The 19,946-nt window shown below is 67.8% G+C and carries 15 protein-coding genes; all 15 read left to right on the forward strand.

The annotated features are described in order from the left end of the window. Positions 1-62 precede the first annotated feature (62 nt). Positions 63-2,750: a winged helix-turn-helix domain-containing protein gene (locus QTI66_RS01535; protein WP_286557006.1), complete on the forward strand. Its 2,688-nt coding sequence runs from the start codon at positions 63-65 to the stop codon at positions 2,748-2,750. A gap of 195 nt (positions 2,751-2,945) precedes the next feature. Further along, positions 2,946-3,869, forward strand: coding sequence for a TauD/TfdA dioxygenase family protein (locus QTI66_RS01540; protein WP_286557008.1), 924 nt, complete (start codon positions 2,946-2,948; stop codon positions 3,867-3,869). A 43-nt stretch (positions 3,870-3,912) separates the two neighbouring features. Next, positions 3,913-4,971: a beta-keto acid cleavage family enzyme gene (locus QTI66_RS01545; RefSeq protein WP_286557011.1), complete on the forward strand. Its 1,059-nt coding sequence runs from the start codon at positions 3,913-3,915 to the stop codon at positions 4,969-4,971. A gap of 2 nt (positions 4,972-4,973) precedes the next feature. Then, on the forward strand, positions 4,974-5,618 hold the full coding sequence (locus QTI66_RS01550) for an RBBP9/YdeN family alpha/beta hydrolase (RefSeq protein ID WP_286557012.1): 645 nt from the start codon (positions 4,974-4,976) through the stop codon (positions 5,616-5,618). Between the two features lie 23 nt (positions 5,619-5,641). After that, positions 5,642-6,613, forward strand: coding sequence for a quinone oxidoreductase family protein (locus tag QTI66_RS01555; protein WP_286557013.1), 972 nt, complete (start codon positions 5,642-5,644; stop codon positions 6,611-6,613). Positions 6,614-6,628: 15 nt separating this feature from the next. Further along, entirely contained in the window at positions 6,629-7,990 is a 1,362-nt protein-coding gene (locus tag QTI66_RS01560; RefSeq protein ID WP_353506175.1) for an MFS transporter, read from the forward strand. A gap of 47 nt (positions 7,991-8,037) precedes the next feature. After that, positions 8,038-9,660: a 3-(methylthio)propionyl-CoA ligase gene (locus QTI66_RS01565; protein WP_286557015.1), complete on the forward strand. Its 1,623-nt coding sequence runs from the start codon at positions 8,038-8,040 to the stop codon at positions 9,658-9,660. A gap of 7 nt (positions 9,661-9,667) precedes the next feature. Next, entirely contained in the window at positions 9,668-10,678 is a 1,011-nt protein-coding gene (locus QTI66_RS01570; protein WP_286557016.1) for a YeiH family protein, read from the forward strand. A 24-nt stretch (positions 10,679-10,702) separates the two neighbouring features. Beyond that, complete coding sequence (locus QTI66_RS01575; protein ID WP_286557017.1) at positions 10,703-11,704, forward strand: Bug family tripartite tricarboxylate transporter substrate binding protein; 1,002 nt, start codon at positions 10,703-10,705, stop codon at positions 11,702-11,704. A gap of 49 nt (positions 11,705-11,753) precedes the next feature. Continuing rightward, positions 11,754-12,191 (forward strand): hypothetical protein, encoded by a 438-nt coding sequence (locus QTI66_RS01580; RefSeq protein ID WP_353506176.1) that lies wholly within the window; start codon positions 11,754-11,756, stop codon positions 12,189-12,191. 53 nt (positions 12,192-12,244) lie between these two features. After that, a complete protein-coding gene (locus QTI66_RS01585) occupies positions 12,245-13,804 on the forward strand; it encodes a phospholipase D family protein (RefSeq protein ID WP_286557019.1) in 1,560 nt (519 codons plus the stop codon). A 254-nt stretch (positions 13,805-14,058) separates the two neighbouring features. Continuing rightward, the gene (gene wecB / locus QTI66_RS01590; RefSeq protein ID WP_286557020.1) at positions 14,059-15,237 is read left to right on the forward strand and encodes a non-hydrolyzing UDP-N-acetylglucosamine 2-epimerase; all 1,179 of its coding nucleotides are present in this window, start codon (positions 14,059-14,061) and stop codon (positions 15,235-15,237) included. After that, positions 15,234-16,697, forward strand: a complete 1,464-nt coding sequence (locus tag QTI66_RS01595; RefSeq protein WP_286557022.1) for a glycosyl transferase family protein — start codon at positions 15,234-15,236, stop codon at positions 16,695-16,697. The genes wecB and QTI66_RS01595 overlap by 4 nt, the downstream gene beginning before the upstream one ends. Then, a complete protein-coding gene (locus QTI66_RS01600) occupies positions 16,694-18,934 on the forward strand; it encodes an NfrA family protein (RefSeq protein ID WP_286557023.1) in 2,241 nt (746 codons plus the stop codon). Before QTI66_RS01595 ends, QTI66_RS01600 begins: the two co-directional genes overlap by 4 nt. Continuing rightward, on the forward strand, positions 18,916-19,896 hold the full coding sequence (locus QTI66_RS01605) for a DUF4434 domain-containing protein (RefSeq protein WP_286557025.1): 981 nt from the start codon (positions 18,916-18,918) through the stop codon (positions 19,894-19,896). The genes QTI66_RS01600 and QTI66_RS01605 overlap by 19 nt, the downstream gene beginning before the upstream one ends. The last annotated feature ends 50 nt before the right edge of the window (positions 19,897-19,946 follow it).

Raw genomic sequence — 19,946 nt, forward strand, 5'->3', positions numbered from 1 at the left:
ACGCCACGGCGCCGGAGTAGACTTCCTGCCCCGCCTATCCAGCGCCAACTGCGACCATCCAAGTGAATCTTGAAGCCGGCAGTGCCAACGACGACCTGCTGCTCAAGGTCTCGCCCCCGCGCGTGCAGCGCCATCTCATTTCCCGACCGCGCCTGCTGGCGAGCGATGCCGCTTTCCACGGTTTTCCGGCCATCCTGATCCAGGCCCCTGCCGGCTTCGGCAAGACATCGCTGCTGGCGCAGTGGCGGCTGGAGCACCTGTCGCATGGCGTCGTCGTCGCCTGGCTTTCGGCCCAGGCGCGCGACAACCCGGAGCGGCTGGCCCAGGCCCTTGCGCTGGCGGTACGGCAAGGGGCCGGGCGGCCGAGTTTCGGCCATGTGCTGCTCGAAGCTGTCGGCCCCGGCGGCCTGGAAGGCATCACCATCTGGCTGGCCGAACTGGCCCAGACGGCGCTCGACGTGGTGCTCTTCGTCGACGAGGCCAATCGCCTCCCGCCGGCCTCGCGCGAGGCCCTGGCTTACCTGCTGCGCAACGCGCCGCCCAACCTGCGCACGGTGGTCGCCGCGCGCCCGGATTGCCATCTGGACATCGACGACCTCATCGCCTACGGGCAGTGCGTGGTGATGGGGCCGGCCATGCTGCGCCTCCGGCTCAACGAGACGCTGGAACTGGTTCACGGACGCTTCGGCACCCGGGTGGACAACGACACGGCCGCGCGCCTGCACGAGCTGACGGAAGGCTGGCCGCTGGGCGTGCAGCTGGCGCTGACGGTGATCGCCCGGGGTGCCGACGCGCGGGCCGACGTGGCGGGCATGGCCGCGCTGGGCGGCGCGCTGCGCGACCACATCCCGGCGCTGCTGCTGGCCAATCTGGAGCCCGAGGATCGCGAGTTCGCGACGCGCATTTCCATCCTGGACAACCTGCATCCGGATCTTTGCCGTGCGGTCGCCCAGGCTGAGGATGCCGCGGAGCGCCTTGTCCGGCTGGGCCGCGACACGCCGGTCTTTGTGGTCTCGGAGCAGGGCGAGTGGCTGCGCATGCACATGCTGGTGCGCGACGTGCTGCGCCAGGCTTTCGCCGGATTGCCGGCAAAGCAGCAGGCCGCATCGCACGCGCGTGCCGCCACTTGGCTGGCGGAACGCGGGCAGCTCGAACAGGCCGCCCGCCACGCGCTGATCGCAGGCCAGAACGAAAAGGCGTATGAGCTGACCGAGCGCAGCCTTTATGAATCCATCATGGCGCACGGGCGCCAGGGCGTGGTGCTCGAATGGCTGAACCAGTTGCCCGCCGCCGAGCTCGACCGGCGGCCGCGCGTGCTGCTGGCCGTCGCCTGGACGCTGGCGGCCAGCGAGCGCCACGAAGATGCGGGTCGCTTCGTCGACCGCATCCTCGCGAAATCCGAGGTGAATGACGCGCTGCGCTGCGAGTGCGCGCTCATCCTCAGCGGCGCGGCGGTATTTGCCGACGATCCGGACCTCTTCGCGCAACTGCACGACCCGTGGGCCGAGTCGCCGCCGCTGCGCGATCCGCTGCTCCTGCAGGTGCACGCCAACCGGACCGCGTACCGCAGCCTGCTCGAGGGCGATCCGGCCCTGGCGCGGCTGCGGCAGCAGCAGTCGCCGCGGGGCGACTTCGGCCGCGGCTATATCGGGCGATGGGGCGAACTCATCATCGGCCTGAGCTACGTCTGGGAAGGCCAGGTGCAACTGGCCGACAGCCTGCTGCAACCCGCGCTGGCCAGTGCAGATGCCGACCTCGGCCGGCGCAGCCGCCTCAGCTGCATGCTTGCGGCGCTGCTGGCGTCTGCGGTGTGGGAGCGCGGGCGACCTGGCGACGCCGCCGCGCTGCTGGCCGACCGGCTCGACGTGCTGGAGCACGGCGGCTTGCCCGAAACCCTGTTGCTCGCCTACCGCACCATGGCCCGCATGGCGATGGCCGACGGCGCCGAGCACCGCGCCATGGAACTGCTGGCCGGGCTGGACGCCGTGGGCACGGCGCGTGCGCTGCCGCGCTTGCGCGTCGCCAGCCTGGTCGAGCAGGTGCGCATGCACGCGCGCCGCTACCGCGCGCAGACCTGCCACGCGCTGTGCGAGCGCATCGACGCCATGCTGGACGGCGACGACCTGCCGAAAGGCCGTTTCTGGCGGCGCAGCGTCGATGCCTTGCGAGGCCTCGCCAAGGGCTATGCAGCCATCGCCGCCCAGGACTGGCGCGGCGCACTGGAACCCCTGGCGCGCGCCGGGGAACACGCGCAGCTGATCCGGCAGGAACGGCTGCACATCGAGCTGCTCGCGCTGCGTGCCTTTGCCCTGGACCGTTGCGGCGAAAAGCAAGCCGGCGCGCTCATGCGCGAGACCATGGACCTGGCCGCCAGCTACGGTCTGGTGCGCGTGTTCGACGACGCCCATCCGGACGTGGGCCAATGGGCGCGCGAGATCGGTGGGCAGGGTGGGGCGCCGGTTGTGCGGCCGCCATCGCCCGCACCGGCTGCGGTGCTTGCGGCCCCGTCCGAGCGCGAGGCCGCGCGGCACATCGCCACGCGCGGCATGGTGCTCACGCCCAAGGAGCGCGAAGTGCTGGATTTGCTGGCCCGCAACCTCTCCAACAAGGAGATCGGCCGCGCCATGCAGGTGGGGGAAACCACCATCAAGTGGCACGTGAAGAACCTTTTGGCCAAGCTGGACGCCGGCACGCGCAAGGAGGTCGTCGTCCGCGCACGCATTCTGGGCCTCATCCAGCCGACGGCCTGAGTTCCTGACACCCTGGCCGCCTGCCAGGGAGGGGCCCAACCGCCCCCCAAAGCGAGGTCCTCCCCCCTCCGCCAAGGAGGGGGTCTGAACCCGCTCCGAATCCTATTCTTCAGCCTGCAAGGTCGCAAAGGCGGCCACCCGATCAACAACGGGGCTGGCGAATCGAAAGCCGGCCTCCAACAACGGAGACAAGGCATGAACGCAACCATCCACGCAGACACGCAGCAAGGGGCCCCCGCTGTCGTCTCGGCCGCCGCACTGAAGACCTCGATCAAGGTCGAGCAACTCACCTGCACCATCGGCGCCGAATTGTCAAATGTCGACCTCGGCGCCGCCTCGCGCGATGCGGAAACGGTCGCCGAAATCCGCGGCCTGCTGCTCAAGCACCGCGTGCTGTTCTTCCGCGACCAGGACATCACCCGCGCCGAGCACGTCGCTTTGGCCCGCCACTTCGGCGACCTGGAAGACCATCCCGTGGCCGGCAGCGATCCGGAGAACCCGGGCCTGGTGCGCATCTACAAGTCGCCCGAGACGCCCAACGACCGCTACGAAAACTCGTTCCACACCGACGCCACCTGGCGCGAGAAGCCGCCTTTCGGCTGCGTGCTGCGTTGCGTGGAATGCCCGCCCGTGGGCGGCGACACCATCTGGGTCAACATGGTCGAGGCGTACAACCGCCTGCCGCAGGACATCAAGCAGAAGATTTCGACCCTGCGCGCCCGCCACAGCATCGAGGCCAGCTTCGGCGCCGCCATGCCGATCGAGAAGCGCCTGGCGCTGCACGCCCAGTTCCCCGATGCCGAGCACCCGGTGGTGCGCACCCATCCGGAAACCGGCGAGAACGTCCTGTTCGTCAACGCCTTCACGACGCACTTCACCAACTACCACACGCCGGACAACGTGCGCTTCGGCCAGGACTACACCTCGGCCGGCCGCGACCTGCTGGGCTACCTGATCGAGCAGGCGGCGGTTCCCGAGTACCAGGTGCGCTTCCGCTGGAAGAAAAACAGCATGGCCTTCTGGGACAACCGCAGCACCCAGCACTACGCGGTCATGGACTACCCCCCGTGCCACCGAAAGATGGAACGCGCCGGAATCGTCGGCGAAGCGACTTTCTGATCGGCCCTTCCTTTTTTCCCCAATTTCTCTACGAGGTCTTCAAATGAACTTTCTCGACGGCTCCCTCTATCCTGAAAACCAGCAACCCCTGATCATCACCGCCGCGCCGTACGCGCCGTCGTGGGTGCCCTCCGACTTCCCCGAGGACATCCCCGTCACGATCGACCAGCAGATCCAGAAGGCGGTCGACTGCTACAACGCCGGCGCCACCGTGCTGCACCTGCACGTGCGTGAACTTGACGGCAAGGGCAGCAAGCGCCTGTCCAAGTTCAACGAGCTCATCGCCGGCGTGCGCAACGCCGTGCCCGAGATGATCATCCAGGTCGGCGGCTCCATCAGCTTCGCGCCGGAAACCGAAGGCGCCGCGGCCAAGTGGCTCTCCGACGACACGCGCCACATGCTGGCCGAGCTCGACCCCAAGCCCGACCAGGTCACCGTGACCATCAACACCTCGCAGATGAACGTGGTGGAGCACTGGGAATACGAGGACTACAAGGGCACCTCGATGGAAGACCCGGCGGTCTTCAATGCCTACAAGGAAATGACCGTGCCGGCGCAACCGGGCTGGGCTGAAGAGCACATCCGCCGCCTGAACGACGCGGGCATCCAGAGCGCCTTCCAGTGCTACAACATCAACAGCTTCGAGTCGGTCGAGCGCCTGATGCGCCGCGGCGTCTACAAGGGCCCGCTGGTCATGAACTGGGTGGCCATCAGCGGCGGCATGGACCAGCCGAACATCTACAACCTGGCCAACTTCGTGCGCGCCACGCCGGACGGCGCGGTGCTGACGGTGGAAAGCTCGATGCGCAACGTGCTGCCGGTCAACATGATGGGCATCGCCATGGGCCTGCACGTGCGCTGCGGCATCGAGGACAACCTGTGGAACCAGGCCCGCACCGAGAAGATGAGCACGGTCAAGCAAGTCGAGCAACTGGTGCGCATCTCGCGTGAGTTCGGCCGCCCGATCGCCACCGCACAGCAGGCGCGTGAGATCAGCAAGATCGGCGTGTTCTACGACACCGTCGAGGAATCGCTGCTGGCCAACGGCTTCGCGCCCAACCGCAACGGCGCCCACCAGGGCTTCCTGCGCAAGGCGGCTTGAAGATGAGCGTTGCAGCGACCATGCCGACGGTGCTCATCGTCCCCGGACTGCGCGACCACGTGGACGCGCACTGGCAGACGTTGCTGGCCGCCGAGCTTCAAGCGCGCGGAACCCGGGTCCGCACGGTGCCGCCGATGGGCCGCACCGACCTCGACTGCGCGGCGAAGGTCGCGGCGATCGAGTACGAGGCGCAGGCCATCGACGGCCCGCTGATCCTCGTGGCGCACAGCGGCGGCTGCGTGATGGTCGCCCACTGGGCACAGCAGACCAAGCGCGCCGTTCACGGTGCGTTGATGGCCACGCCGCCGGACTTCGAGGAAGCGATGCCCGAGGGCTACCCCTCGCTGGAGGCGCTGCGCGAAGGCGGCTGGCTGCCGGTGCCGCGCGAGCGCCTGCCGTTCCCGAGCATCGTCGCCGCGAGCCGCAACGACCCGCTGGCGCAGTTCGAGCGCGTGGCCGATCTGGCACGCGGCTGGGGCAGCCATCTGTATGACCTCGGGGCCGTCGGCCACCTGAATCCAGCCTCTGGATTCGGCGCGTGGCCGCTGGCCGAGGCCTTCATCGCCGCGCTGGTACGCCAGAAGAGCCATGAAGGCGCGAGCGGCGACAAGGCATCGATGGCCGACCACGGGTCAGCCGAAGTTTGAGAAACACATCAAGGAGACACACCATGGCCAAGGCCATTCGCATTTACGAAACCGGCGGTCCGGAAGTCCTGAAGCTGGAAGACGTCGACGTGCGCGAGCCGGGCCCCGGCCAAGCGCGCGTTCGTCACACCTACATCGCCGTCAATTTCATCGACATCTACTTCCGCACGGGCCTCTATCCGCTGCCGCTGCCCAATGGTCTCGGCTCGGACGCCGTGGGTGTCGTCGAGGCCGTCGGCCCCGGCGTGACCGACGTCCGCGTGGGTGACCGCGTCGGCTACCTCATCGGCCCGCAGGGTTCGTATTCGCAGGCTCGCGTGATGCCGGCCGACGTGCTGATTCCGCTGCCCGAGGGCGTGTCGGACCGCACCGCCTCGACCCTCATGATGAAGGGCATGACGGCGCAGTACCTGTTCCGCCAGGTCTATCCGCTCCAGGGCGGCGAGACCATCCTGTACCACGCGGCCGCGGGCGGCGTCGGCCTCATCGCCTGCCAGTGGGCGCGCGCCATGGGCGTGACGATGATCGGCACGGTCAGCTCGGACGAGAAGGCCGAGATCGCGAAGGCCAACGGCTGCACGCACACCATCGTGACTTCGCGCGAGAACATCGCCGAGCGCGTGCGCGAGATCACCGACGGCAAGGGTGTGCCCGTGGTCTACGACTCGGTGGGCAAGGACACGCTGATGGCATCGCTCGACAGCCTGTCGCCGCGCGGCACGCTGGTGAGCAACGGCACGAGTTCCGGCCCGGTCGTGATCGACACGATGCTGCTGGCGGCCAAGGGGTCGCTGTGGCTGACGCGGCCGGCGATGATGCATTACATCCAGCCGCGCGCGCACATGCTGTCGATGGCCGACGAGCTGTTCGGCCACGTGCTGGCCGGCAAGATCGTGAGCGAGCCCAAGCAGAGCTTCGCGCTCGCCGACGCAGCCCACGCGCACCGCGCGCTCGAATCGCGCAAGACCACCGGCGCGACCGTGCTGGTTCCCTGACGCAGCGAGGCCACCATGGACATGCACGCGCTCGACGCGAAGAAGACGGGTGCCGACAGCTATCTGTTCGGCCCGCGCCAGGCCTGGTTCGCCTTTGCGATGACCATCGGCCTCATGATGGTCGACTACATCGACCGGCAAGTGATCGTCTCGCTCTTTCCGCACCTGAAGGAGGCTTGGGGACTGTCGGACAAGCAACTCGGCGCACTGGTCTCGGTGGTGTCGGTGACGGTCGCGCTGGCCGCGCTGCCGATTGCGCTCTTCGCCGATCGCGGAAGCCGCGTGAAGAGCATCGTCGTGATGGCCACGACCTGGAGCCTGGCCACCATCTCCTGCATGTTCACGCGCAACTACAGCCAACTGTTGGCAGCGCGTGCCGTGGTCGGGCTGGGCGAGGCGGGCTATGGCGCCGTCGGCTCGGCGCTGATCGCCAGCCACTTCCCGGCGCGCATGCGTGGTGCGCTGCTGGCGGGTTTCTTTGCAGCGGCGTCGGTGGGTTCCGTGCTCGGCGTGATGCTGGGCGGGCTCATCGCCGCGCGTTGGGGTTGGCAAGCCGCCTTCGGGGTGGTGGGCATTCCGGGCCTGGTGCTGGCGCTGCTCTATGCCAAGGTGCGCGACTACCGCACCGTGGACCTGACGCCGCGGCTGGACCGCGCCACGCGCTCGACCGGCAGCGCCGTGCGTGCCATCGTCCAGGCGCTGACCCGTTCGCGCACCATGCTGTGGGTGTGCATCGGCGGCTCGGCACAACTGATCGTCGTGTCGGCCATCTGGGCCTGGCTGCCCAGCTTCCTGAACCGCGTGCATGGCCTTGCGCCGGACCGCGCGGCGATCAGCGCGGCCATGGTGGTGCTCAGCGGCGCCGTCGGCAGCGTGGTGTGGGGCGCGTTGATTGACCGTGCCGGCCGTGGCCGCCCGCGTGCCAAGTTGCAGGTCATGGCGCTGTTGTGCATCACCTCGCTGGTTGTGCTGGTCCTCGCATTCGGTGCGCATCGATTCGGCATTGCGATGACGGCCCACGCCCAGTTCCTGCTGGTCATCTTCGGCGGCTTCCTGATGACCTGCACCGTCGGCCCGGTCTCGGCCGTGGTGATCGACGTGATCCACCCCGGCATCCGTGCCACCGGCGCCTCGGTGCTGGCCTTGTTCCAGAACCTGTTCGGCCTGGCGGCCGGGCCCTTCATCGCCGGCATCCTGTCGGACGCGTGGACGCTGGAACAGGCGCTGACGGCCATGCCGCTCTTCGCCGTGGTGGCCGGTTGGGCCTTCATGCGTGCCTCGCGCAGCTACGAACCGGATCTGCAGCGCGTGGGCCAGACCCTGAAGGATGAACAAGCCGCCCTCAACACCAATGCGGCCCACAGCGCCGTCGCGTGACCGCGCTGCCCCCAAACCCTTGATCGAATCGAATTGAAAGAACGGACATGAACGGATTGATGATGGATCAGCCTCTGCTGATCTCGACCTTGCTCACCCATGCCGAGCGCCACCACGGCGACCAGGAAATCGTCTCGCGCCGCGTCGAAGGTGACGTGCACCGCACCACCTACCGCGAACTCGGCCAACGCGCCCGTCGCCTGGCCAACGCGCTGCGCGCACGCGGCATCTGCATGGGCGACCGTGTCGCCACGCTGGCCTGGAACGGCTACCGCCACATGGAGCTGTACTACGCGGCTTCGGGCTCGGGCGCCGTGCTGCACACGCTCAACCCGCGCCTGCACCCCGACCAGGTGGTGTGGATCGCCGACCATGCCGAAGACCAGATCCTGTTCTTCGACCTGACCTTCCTGCCGCTGATCGAGGCCATCGCCTCGCGCGTGACGACCATCAAGGCCTTCGTTGCCATGACGGACCGCGCGCACATGCCGGCGCACTCCAAGGTGCCGAACCTGCTGTGCTACGAGGAATTGGTGGCCGAGCATTCGCCCGACTTCCACTGGCCGGTCTTCGACGAAAAGGCGGCTTCCTCGCTTTGCTACACCTCGGGCACCACGGGCAACCCCAAGGGCGCGCTCTACAGCCATCGCTCGACGATGCTGCACACCTATGCGGCCGCGTTGCCCGATGCGCTGAACTGCTCGGCCAGCGACGTCATCCTGCCGGTGGTGCCGATGTTCCACGTCAACGCCTGGGGCCTGCCGTACATCGCGTGCATGGTCGGCGCCAAGCTGGTGTTCCCGGGCCCGTGGCTGGACGGCAAGTCGCTGCACGACCTGTTCGAAGCCGAAGGCGTGACCCTGTCGGCCGGCGTGCCCACGGTGTGGCAAGGCCTGCTCACGCATGTGGAGAGCAACGGCCTCGAATTCAGCACGATGCGCCGCACCATCATCGGCGGCTCGGCTTGCCCGCCGGCCATGATGCGTGCCTTCCAGGACCGCTACCAGGTCAACGTGCTCCACGCCTGGGGCATGACGGAGATGAGCCCGCTCGGCACGGCCTGCACGCTCAAGCCTTCGCACCTGAAGCTGGACGCCGAACAGCGCCTGGCCATCCAGTCCAAGCAAGGCCGCGCCGTGTTCGGCGTCGACATGAAGATCGTGGACGAGAACGGCGCCGAGTTGCCGCACGACGGCAAGGCCGCTGGCGAGCTGATGGTGCGTGGCCCCTGGATCATCTCGCGCTACTTCAAGGGCGACAGCCCGCTGGTGCACGGCTGGTTCCCGACCGGCGACGTGTCGACCATCGATGCCGAAGGCTTCATGCAGATCACCGACCGCAGCAAGGACGTGATCAAGTCCGGTGGCGAGTGGATCGGCTCCATCGACCTGGAAAACATCGCCATGGCCCATCCGGCCGTGGGCATGGCCGCCTGCATCGCCGCGCGCCACGCAAAGTGGGACGAGCGCCCGCTGCTGGTGGTGGTGAAGAAGCAGGGCCAGGACGTGACGCGCGACGAACTGCTGGCCTTCTACGACGGCAAGATCGCCAAGTGGTGGACGCCTGACGACGTGGTTTTCGTCGACAACATTCCGCTGGGCGCGACGGGCAAGGTGCAGAAGAACCTCCTGCGCGACGCCTGGCAAGACCACCTGTTGGTTGCAGCCTGAGGCAATCATGACGACCTTGTCCCTCGCCGCGTGGCCGGCGCGAAGCCGCACGCTCTTCCCTGGCGTCATCGCCTGTGTGGTGGTGGCTGCTGCATCGACCTTCCTGTCGCAGCACTACGGTGCGCCGGTGATGCTGTTCGCGCTCATCCTCGGGATGGCGATGAACTTCCTGTCGGGCGACGGCCCCTGCAAGCCCGGCATCGAATTCACCGCGCGGCAAGTGCTGCGCTGGGGCGTGGCGCTGCTGGGCCTGCGCATCACCGTGGGGCAGGTCGTCGCGCTGGGCTGGCATCCGGTGCTTCTGGTGGTGATCTCCATGGTGCTGACCATCGGCGTGTCGATGATCGTCGCGCGGATGATGGGCTTCAACACGCTGTTCGGCCTGCTGAGCGGCGGCGCCACGGCCATCTGCGGCGCGTCTGCCGCGCTGGCCCTGGCGGCTGCACTGCCGGCGCATCCGCAGAAGGAGCGCGCCACGCTGTTCACGGTGGTGGGTGTGTCGGTGCTGTCGACCCTCGCAATGATTGCCTACCCGATGATCGCGCGCGCCCTGGGGCTGCCGGAACACGCGGCAGGCATCTTCCTGGGCGCCACCATCCACGACGTGGCGCAGGTGGTGGGGGCAGGCTACGGCATGTCCAAGGACATCGGCGACGTCGCGACGCTGGTCAAGCTGATGCGCGTGGCGATGCTGCTGCCGGTCATCCTGTTTGCCGTGATGTGCACCCGTGCGCTGGGCAAGGGTGCAGGCGGCCCACGTCCGCCGCTGCTGCCCTGGTTCGCAGTGGCCTTCGCGGCGCTGGTGGCGATCAACAGCACCGGCTGGCTGCCGTCGGCGGTCACCACGGTGGGCAGTGACTTCTCGCGCTGGTGCCTGGTGGCGGCCATCGCCGGCATCGGCATGAAGACGCAGCTTCGCGAACTGGCGACCGTCGGTCTCAAGCCGGTGCTGCTGATGTTTGGCGAAACCCTTTTCCTCGCTGTGTTGGCCCTCGCGCTGTTGCGTTGGGCGCCCTGATACGCATACTCAAGAAACTCAAACATGAAAACCAATCTGACAAGACGGCGCATCGCGCAGGCATCGCTGCTTTCGCTCCTCGGCATGGCGGGCCTTGCCCAGGCCGACAACGGAACGCCGGCGGCCAAGTGGCCCGAGAAGACCGTGCGTGTCGTCGTGGCCGGCCCCGCGGGTGCATCCGCGGACATCATCGCGCGCCTGGTGGCCGACGGCCTCGCCAAGGAGACCGGCCAGCCGGTGGTGGTGGACCCCAAGCCCGGCGCGGGCGGCGTGCTCGCGGTGAACGACCTGTCGCAGTCGCCGCATGACGGCTACACGGTGCTGGTGGGCGTCAACTCGCTGGTCAGCGAGATCCCGCACATCATCAAGATGCGCAACGACATGTTCAAGGAGCTCAAGCCCCTGGCCGAACTCGGCCGCGGTGGCCTGGTGATGGTGGGCGGCCCCTCGGTGCCGGCCAAGAACTTCGGCGAGGTGGTGAGCTGGGTCAAGGCCAACCCGGGCAAGGTCAGCTATGCCTCCTACACGCCCGGCACGGTCTCGCACGTGATCGGCCTGCAGCTCAACAAGGCGGCCGGCATGGACATGACGCACGTGGGCTACAAGGGCTCCACGCCCGCGCTGACCGACGTGATGGGCGGCCACATTCCGCTCATGTTCGACGGCATCGCGACCTCGCTGCCGATGATCAAGACCGGCAAGATCAAGGCCTTTGCAGTGAGCACGCCCAAGCGCTCGCCGCTGCTGCCCGACGTGCCCACCTTCGGCGAGCTGGGCTACCCCCAGCTGGAAACAGTTGCGTGGATGGGCCTGTGGGTCAAGCCCGACGTGCCCGCTGCGGTGCAGGAGAGCATCCGCGAAGCCGTGGCCAAGGTCATGGCGCAGCCGGCCATGCGTGCGCGCCTGCAAGACCTGGGTCTGGAGGCCGTGACTTCGCGCACGCCTGAAGAGCTCACCAAGTCGCTCAACGCCGACTACCAGCGCGTCGGCGGCGTGCTCAAGTCGATCGACTTCAAGCCGGAGTGAAGTCCACAATGCGTCTTCGATGCGTCAAACCAAGGACGGAGAGGACGGCATGGACAACTTGAAGGTCACTCATGACAGGCTGGATGGGCGCGATGCGCGTTCCAGCCCTTCCGCAACGCCCGCTGTGCGCGGCCGCGACACGGTCGTGCGCGCGGCACGCATCCTTGCCTGCGCCGCGGCACTGGCCGTGGCGGGATGCGCCTACTACCCATACCCCTATGGCGCCGTGCCGGTCGCGGCGCCGACCAGCTTCGACCGTTCCTTCGCGGCCGCCGGCGGGGCGATGCGTGACCAGGGGCTGGCCATCAGCGTGGAGGACCGCAGCAGCGGCACCATCGTCGGCCAGCAAGGCGCGGGCACCGTGACGGCCACCCTGCGCCAGCAGGCCGATGGCAGCGTGCGCGTGCAGTTCGACGCCACGGGTCCGCGCGATCCGGCGCTGATGGACCGCGTTTCCCAAAGCTACAACGCACGCATGGGACGCTGAACACGTCGTGCGCAAAACGCCAGGAGCGTTGCCATGGTGACCTGATGCACGGCATGCGCGCCTTCGTTGCCTGCGCCCTGTTGGTCCTCTTGACGGGGTGCGCGAGCTTGCCCGGCGACGTGCAGCGCATTCCAAGCCACGCGCTGCCCGACACCGCCGACACCCCGCTCGGGCGGGCCGTGCGCCGCGAGACGAATCAACACCCCGGCAAGTCCGGCATCCATGCGCTGGCCGTCGCCAACGACGCATTCGCCGCCCTGGTCATGCTGGCCGGGAGCGCCCAACGCAGCCTCGACCTGCAGTACTACATCTGGCATCGCGACACGACGGGCCAGTTGCTGTGGCAGGCGGTGTGGCAAGCGGCGGAGCGCGGCGTGCGCGTGCGCGTGCTGCTCGATGACGCGAACACGCGGGGCCTCGATTCGATGCTCGCCGCGCTGGATGCGCATCCCAACATCGAGATTCGCCTGTTCAATCCGTTTGCGAACCGCGGCTTCAGGGCAGGGGACTTCGCCCTGGATTTCGCGCGCGTGAATCGCCGGATGCACAACAAGTCCTTCACCGCGGACAACCAGGTCGCGGTGACAGGCGGGCGCAACATCGGCGACGAATACTTCGGCGCGCACAGCGACGTCGGCTTCCAGGACCTCGACGTGATGGCCGTCGGGCCGGTGGTGAATGAAGTGTCGACGCAGTTCGACCTGTACTGGAACAGCGCATCGGCGTATCCCGCAGCCGGCCTGATGCCGCCCGCCACGCCCGAAGGCGCTGCCGACCTGCGCGCCGGCTGGGCCGCAGTTCACGAGACGCCCGCCGCGCAAGCCTACGTGGCGGCGACGCGTCAGATTCCCTTCGTGACGCAATTGGCCGAGGGCAAAGTGCCGTTCGAATGGACCACCGCGCGGGTCATCTACGACGCGCCCGGGAAAGCGCTGCAGGCTTCCGGCGGCGCGGACCTTCAGATGCTGGCGCACCTTGAAGAGGGACTGGGCAAGCCGGAACAGGCGCTCGACCTGGTGTCACCCTATTTCGTGCCCGGCAAGAATGGAACAGACAGCCTGGTCCAGCTCGCCAGGCGTGGCGTCAAGGTGCGTGTGCTGACGAATTCGCTGGCAGCAACGGACGTCGGGCCGGTCCATGCAGGATATGCGAAGTACAGGAAACAGTTGCTCGAAGCGGGCATCACCATCTACGAACTCAAGCGCGGCGCTGCGCTTCCCGCCCGCAAGGACGCCGACCGGCGCTCGGGCGTGCCGGGCAGCGGTGCGGGCAGCGGGGGTTCCGAATCGAGCCTGCATGCAAAGACCTTTGGCGCTGACCGAAAGCGGCTGTTCGTCGGCTCGTTCAATCTGGATCCGCGCTCGGCCCGCCTCAATACCGAGATGGGCGTGGTCATCGACAGCCCCGCGCTCGCGACAGTCTTGGCCAACCAGTTGGACAGTCGGCTTCCAAACGAGGCCTACCTTGTTCGCCTGCAATCCGACGGCAAGCTCGAATGGGTCGAGCAGGGCGGGGATGGCGAAACGACATTCACGACAGAGCCTGAATCGGGCGCTGTGCGACGGCTTTGGATCGACTTCCTGAAGGTCCTGCCGATCGAGTGGATGCTTTGACGGCAGATTCGGGGGACTATCGCTGCGATGTCGCGTGCAGGTCGCCGCATGCCTCGGCTTGCGAAGCGACATCGAGGAAGACCTCGATCGCCAGCGAGCGCTTTGTGCGCGCGTCGCGCTCGAAGCCTGTGATTGGCAACGCTTGCGCAGCAGTGGGCCGCTACCACGCATCTTCATGACGGCGAGCTCTGGCCGACGCGCGCCGCAGCGCTTATGCTTGCGCTCCCGAATGGAAAGCGGAAAGCGGCACCGCCATGCCCAAGTCCAGCGACCCTCAAGCCCCGCACCCTGTCGCCTCGCCGCTGCAGGCGCTGTGCGTGTTTGGCACCCGACCTGAGGCCATCAAAATGGCACCCGTGGTGCGTGCGCTGAAGGCCGACGCTCGTTTCGCCTGCCGTCTATGCGTCACGGCGCAGCATCGCCAGATGCTGGACCAGGTGCTGGAGCTTTTCGATCTGGTGCCCGACGAAGATCTGGACCTGATGCGCCCCGACCAGACCCTGGCCGAGCTGAGCGCCCGGGCGCTCAGCGGGCTGGACAAGGTGCTGCATCGGCGCCCACCGCACATCGTGCTGGTACACGGCGACACCACCACCAGCTTCGTCGCCGGCCTGGCGGCCTTTTATCGGCGCATCCCTGTCGGGCACGTGGAGGCCGGGCTGCGCACAGGCGACCTCTACGCGCCGTGGCCGGAGGAGTTCAACCGCCGTGTCGTCGGACTGGTGGGGAGACTGCACTTCGCCCCCACACAACGCGCTGCCGACGCGCTCATCAAGGAGGGCGTACCGCCAGCGCACATCGCCGTGACCGGCAACACAGTGATCGATGCCCTGAAAGCGGTGAGCCGGCGCATTGACGACGATGCCGCGCTGGGCGCGCGCCTGGCGGCCTCTTTGCCGCCGCTGGATCCTTCGCGCCGCCTGATCCTCGTCACCGGCCACCGCAGGGAAAACTTCGGCGAAGGCTTCGAGAACATCTGCCGTGCATTGGCCACGCTGGCCGAGCGCCCCGACGTGCAGATCGTCTACCCGGTGCACCTCAACCCCAACGTGCAGGCACCGGTGCAGGCCATGCTGGCCGGCCGCGCCCACGTGCACCTGATCGCACCGCAGGACTACCTGCCGTTCGTCTGGCTGCTGAAGAATTGCCATCTGGTGCTGACCGACAGCGGCGGCCTGCAGGAGGAGGCGCCTGTCCTGGCCAAACCGGTGCTGGTGATGCGCGAGACCACCGAGCGGCCCGAGGCGCTGGCCGCGGGCACCGCCGAGCTGGTGGGTACCGACGTGCAGCGCATCGTGGGCGCCGTCCAGCGCCTGCTCGACGAGCCAGCGGCCTATCAGCGCATGGCCCTGGCCCACAACCCGTACGGCGACGGCACCGCAGCACGGCAGATTGCCGAGCGCCTTGCGCAATGGGACCGGAGCCTGGCATGACGCTGGACCTGGTCGACTTCCTCGCCTTCTTCTGGTTCTGTATTTCGATGCTGCTGCGCATTGGCATCGTGATCATCCTGATCAGTTCGATCGACGATTTCTTCATCGACCTGCACTATTGGCTGTGGCGCCTGGCGCATTGGCGCAACTGGCGACGCAGCCCCGAGCTGCCGGCCCATGCCGACGTGCTCTACCAGGACGAGCAGCAGCACATCGCCATCATGATCCCGGCCTGGCAAGAGGCGCCGGTCATCGCGCGCATGGCCGACTACCTGGCCAGGAGCTTCGACTACGAGCGCTACCACGTCTTCATCGGCACCTACCCCAACGACGCCGAAACGCAAGCCGAGGTCGACAAGGTGGTGACCCGCTATCCGCACATCCACAAGGTGGTCACGAGCCGGCCCGGCCCGACGACCAAGGCCGATTGCCTGAATCACGTCATTGCCGCCATCACGGACTTCGAGACCCAGCAGGGCCTGCACTTCGGCTGCCTGTCCTACCACGACGCCGAGGACGTGGTGCATCCGCTGGAACTGCGCGTGTTCAACCACCTGGTGCCGCACTACGACCTGGTGCAACTGCCGGTGATGCCGCTGGTGCGGCGCTGGACGCAAATGGTAGGCAACCACTATGTGGACGAGTTCGCCGAGTGGCACGGCAAGGACCTCCTGGTGCGCCAGCACCTGACCGGCCAAGTGCCCAGTGCCGGCGTGGGCACGGCCTTCAGCCGCAATGCGATCGCGTTGCTGCAAGAGATCAACAGCGGGAGGGTGTTCGATGACTCCACGCTGACCGAGGACTACGAAATCGGCGTTCGCCTGCACGAGGTGGGTGCGCGCGAGATGCTGGTGCACTATCCGGTGCGCTTCGAAGGCCGGCCGCCGGCCTGGTTCGGCCGTCCCGGCGTGCATGACATGGTGTGCGTGCAGGAGTACTTCCCCGACAGCGCGTCGCGCGCGGTGCGGCAGAAAGCGCGCTGGGTGGTCGGCATCGTGTTCCAGAGTTGGCGCAAGCTCGGTTGGCGCGGTGGACTGGGCATGCGTTATGTGCTGATGCGCGACCGCAAGAGCGTGCTGGCTTTTCCCTCGCTGCTGCTGGGCTACCTGATCGTGGTCGTGGTGCTGCTGCGCAACTTGCACGAGGCGATCAACCCGACCTGGTGGCGCTTTCCTCATCTGATTCCACCGGAAAGCATCTTCTGGACACTGGCCCTCGTCAACTTTGTCTTCATGCTCAACCGGTTGCTGCAGCGCTTCATTTGCACCCAGCGCTTCTTTGGCTTCTGGCAGGCCGTGCAATCGGTGCCACGCATGGTGGTGGGCAATCTCATCAACATCGGCGCCTTCTTTCGCGCATTCAGCCTGACGCGGCGCAGCGAACGCAGCGGCCGACCGGTGCACTGGGACAAGACCCACCATGTCTTTCCGGACCTGCACGCCGGAGAGCACGAGCCATGAGGCGATGGGGGGTACTCGGCCTTTTGGTGGCGCTGGGCAGTGGCGCAAGCGCGCCGGCCAGCGCCACCTGGCTGGCCGGTGAATTGCGCAGCTTTCGCAGCTATCCGCGACTGGCCGAGGCCCACCGCCTCTACCAGGAAAAGCGCTACACCCAGGCTCGCCAGCAAGTCGAGCAGGCGGAGCGCATCGATCCCGGCAACCGTGATGCCGGGGTGCTCAAGTTCAACATCTGCGACGCGCAGCAAGACCGCGCCTGCATCCGCGAACTCGGCCAGGCGTGGCAGGTTCGCAGGCCTGAAGACGGAATGGGGACCGCGATGCTCGGCTATGTCGCCCACCTCGAAGGGCGCGACGCCGACCTGGTGCAGTTGGCACCCGCAGCCCTGCGCCTGGGCAGCCTGCGTGCCACGACGCGCAGCACGCTCGGCCGCTTCTGGGTGGATGCCCTGCTGCGCCTGGGGCGTGTCGATGAGGCGGCAGCGGCCGTGGCCTGGCTGGATGCCAACCAAGTCGGTATGGATGCGCGGGATCGCAAGGCTTGGCAGGATGCCTTCGCCAAGCGCCCGGCCCAGCCGCCAGCGCAAGCCCCGGCCGCGGCACCGGCCCCGCCACAGGCTGCCGCCAGTGCTTCGGCACCTGCACCGGCACCGGCACCGGCACCGGCACCGGCATCTGCGCTTCCCCGCACCGACGCCCGCGCCGCACCTGCGCCCCGGCCGGCACCGCGGCCGCGGCAACCGACGGTCGCGCCCGCGCAGGTGTCGACGCCCGCCACATCCCCGCCGCCACCACCACCGCCACCACCACCACCCACGGCTGAATCGGAAGTCCTGCCTTTGATCGATGCGGCGCGCTATCCCGAGGCGGTGGCCAGGCTGCAGCAACTGCAGGAGGCGGGCCGCCTGAACGCGCCGGTGCGCGAGGGTCTGGTTCTGACGCTGCAAGGCCGCGACTGCGCCAGCGTGCTGCAACTCGTGCCACCCGATGCGTCCGCGCCGCTCACGACCGCACGCCAGCAACTCGCGGCTGGCTATTGCAGCAACGACGATGCGGCACGTGCTGGCCGTCATTTCGCTGCGGCGCGCACCTTGGCCGGCGACGATGGCAGCCTGGCTGCGCAGGCGCTCGCCGGAGAGGCCGGCAGCCTGGCGAAGGGTGGCGACGCCGCCAACGCCCAAGCCGCCCTGGCCGAGGCGGCTCGCCTGGCACCGCAAGACGCGCAAGTGCGTGCGGCCTACGGCTATCAACTGAGGGCTGCCGGCGCTGAGGACGAAGCGCTGCGCCAGTTCGAGGCCGCATGGCAACTCGATGGCCAGCGCACCGAACTGCTGCCCGAGATGGCGTTGCTCGCGCAGCGGCAGGACCGGCCCGAAGACTCGATCCGCCTTGGGCGCGCCGCGATCGACGAGCACGCCAGCATCAGCCGTCGCCTGGGTCTTTCCGACGAAGAGGCGCAACGCCGCCTGTTCGGCTGGCGCCGCGCGGTGCAGACGCAGGAGGACCGATTCAACTGGGACGCCAACACGATCGTGCGGCTGGACCATGGACCCGACAGCGGCCGTCCCTTGTCGCCGATCGACTATGCCCAATACGGCGGCTCGCTGAACCTGGGTGCCTCCTACCGCTACACCCCACTGGGCGCGCAACTGCCCACCTGGGCCTTTGCGCGCGCCGCCCAGGGCCTGCAGGACCGCAGCCTGGAGCTGCAGCCCGACAACCAGTTGCTGGGCGTGGGTGTGCGACAGCGCCTGTCGCAAAGCTACATGATCGTCGGCTCGGCCGAGTACCTGTGGCGCAAGTCCGCCGAGCCCGAGGACGATTTCATGCTGCGCCTGTCCGGCTCCCACACCTGGGCCGGCGACTGGAACCCCGTGGCCAGTGGCTGGCTCTACGCCAACGTCTTCGCCGACCTGGCCTGGCTGGTGCGCGCGCGCAACTATTACGTGACGCTGTCAGGTGAATGGGGCTGGCAGCACAAGCTGCAGGACGCACCCTTCAAGGCGACCGTCATGCCCTACCTGACAGGCGGCTACGCGGCCAGCAACGACAGCCTGGCACGGGTCGATGTCACACGCCTGGATGTCGGGCTGGGCCTGGCGTTGCAGACATGGCACCAGGAAGACAAATACCGCGCGCCCGCTCTCAGCCAGCGCCTTTCGCTGGAAGTGCGCCGGGTGGTGGGCGGCAACACCACCGACCGCCATACCGTGCAACTGAGATGGGCCGTGCTGCATTGATCGCCTCATGTATTGCCAGGCCCGGCCTGGGCCTGCTGATTGCCGCAAGCGCCCTTGCCATGGCGGCCGATCCGTCCGTTTCTCCGATGTGCCCGGCGTCACCGCAACGGACCATCATCTGGCAGCCTTGGGCCGCGCACGCCGGGCTCGATGCATCCGGTTGGCGCGCCCTGGGGCAGGAGGTGCAGCGCCAGGGTTACGCGCATGTGCTGCTGCAATGGGCCAGCTACGGCGACCACGAGTTCTGGCCGCGGGGCGAGGCGGGCTGGTTGGCCACAGGCCTGCGGCAATGGGAGACGACTGGCCTGAAGCTGATCTTCGGGCTCCACATGGATCCGGACTACTACCGCGTGTTGCAGCAGCCCGACCCGGTGTTGCGCGCGCACCTGGCCGCGAGCCGGGACAAGTCCGTGGCGCTGGCGCGCCGGGTCTTGCGCCGCCCGCCGCCGTTGGAGTTGGCGGGTTGGTACCTGCCGCAGGAGATCGACGATCTGAATTGGCAAAGCCCGGCGCGCGAGCGCATGTTGCGCAACTACCTGGCACCCATGCGGGATGCACTGTCGGCCATGGCGCCCGGTGCGCCGCAAACCCCGCTGTACGCCAGCGTCTTCTACTCGGGCGCCAGTTCGCCGGAAGACTTCGCCCGCATGCTCCTGCGCTTGCACCGTGGCACGGGTGTGGTGTGGATCGTCCAGGACGGCCTGGGCACGGACCGCCTGCCGCCAGAGCGCACGGCCGCGTACTTGAGAGCGGTTGCCAGCACACTGCCGCCGGAAGGCTGGCGTGCACTGCTGGAGGTCTTCGACGAGCAGCGCACTCCCGGCCAGCCACCGCGCTTCGAGCCCAGCGACGAGGCCACCATTGCGCGCCGCGCCGGCCTGTGGTGCTTGGCCACGGGCCGGCAGGCGCAGATCGTGTTTTCGCTCAACCAGGTGATGGCGGGCATGTTGCCGCTGCGCTGAGCCGGGGGCTGCGCATGACCATGAGCGAGGGAAGCGGGAAGGGTCGCCTT

The organism is Variovorax brevis (genome assembly GCF_030317105.1).
GTDB classification, from domain to species: domain Bacteria; phylum Pseudomonadota; class Gammaproteobacteria; order Burkholderiales; family Burkholderiaceae_C; genus Variovorax; species Variovorax brevis.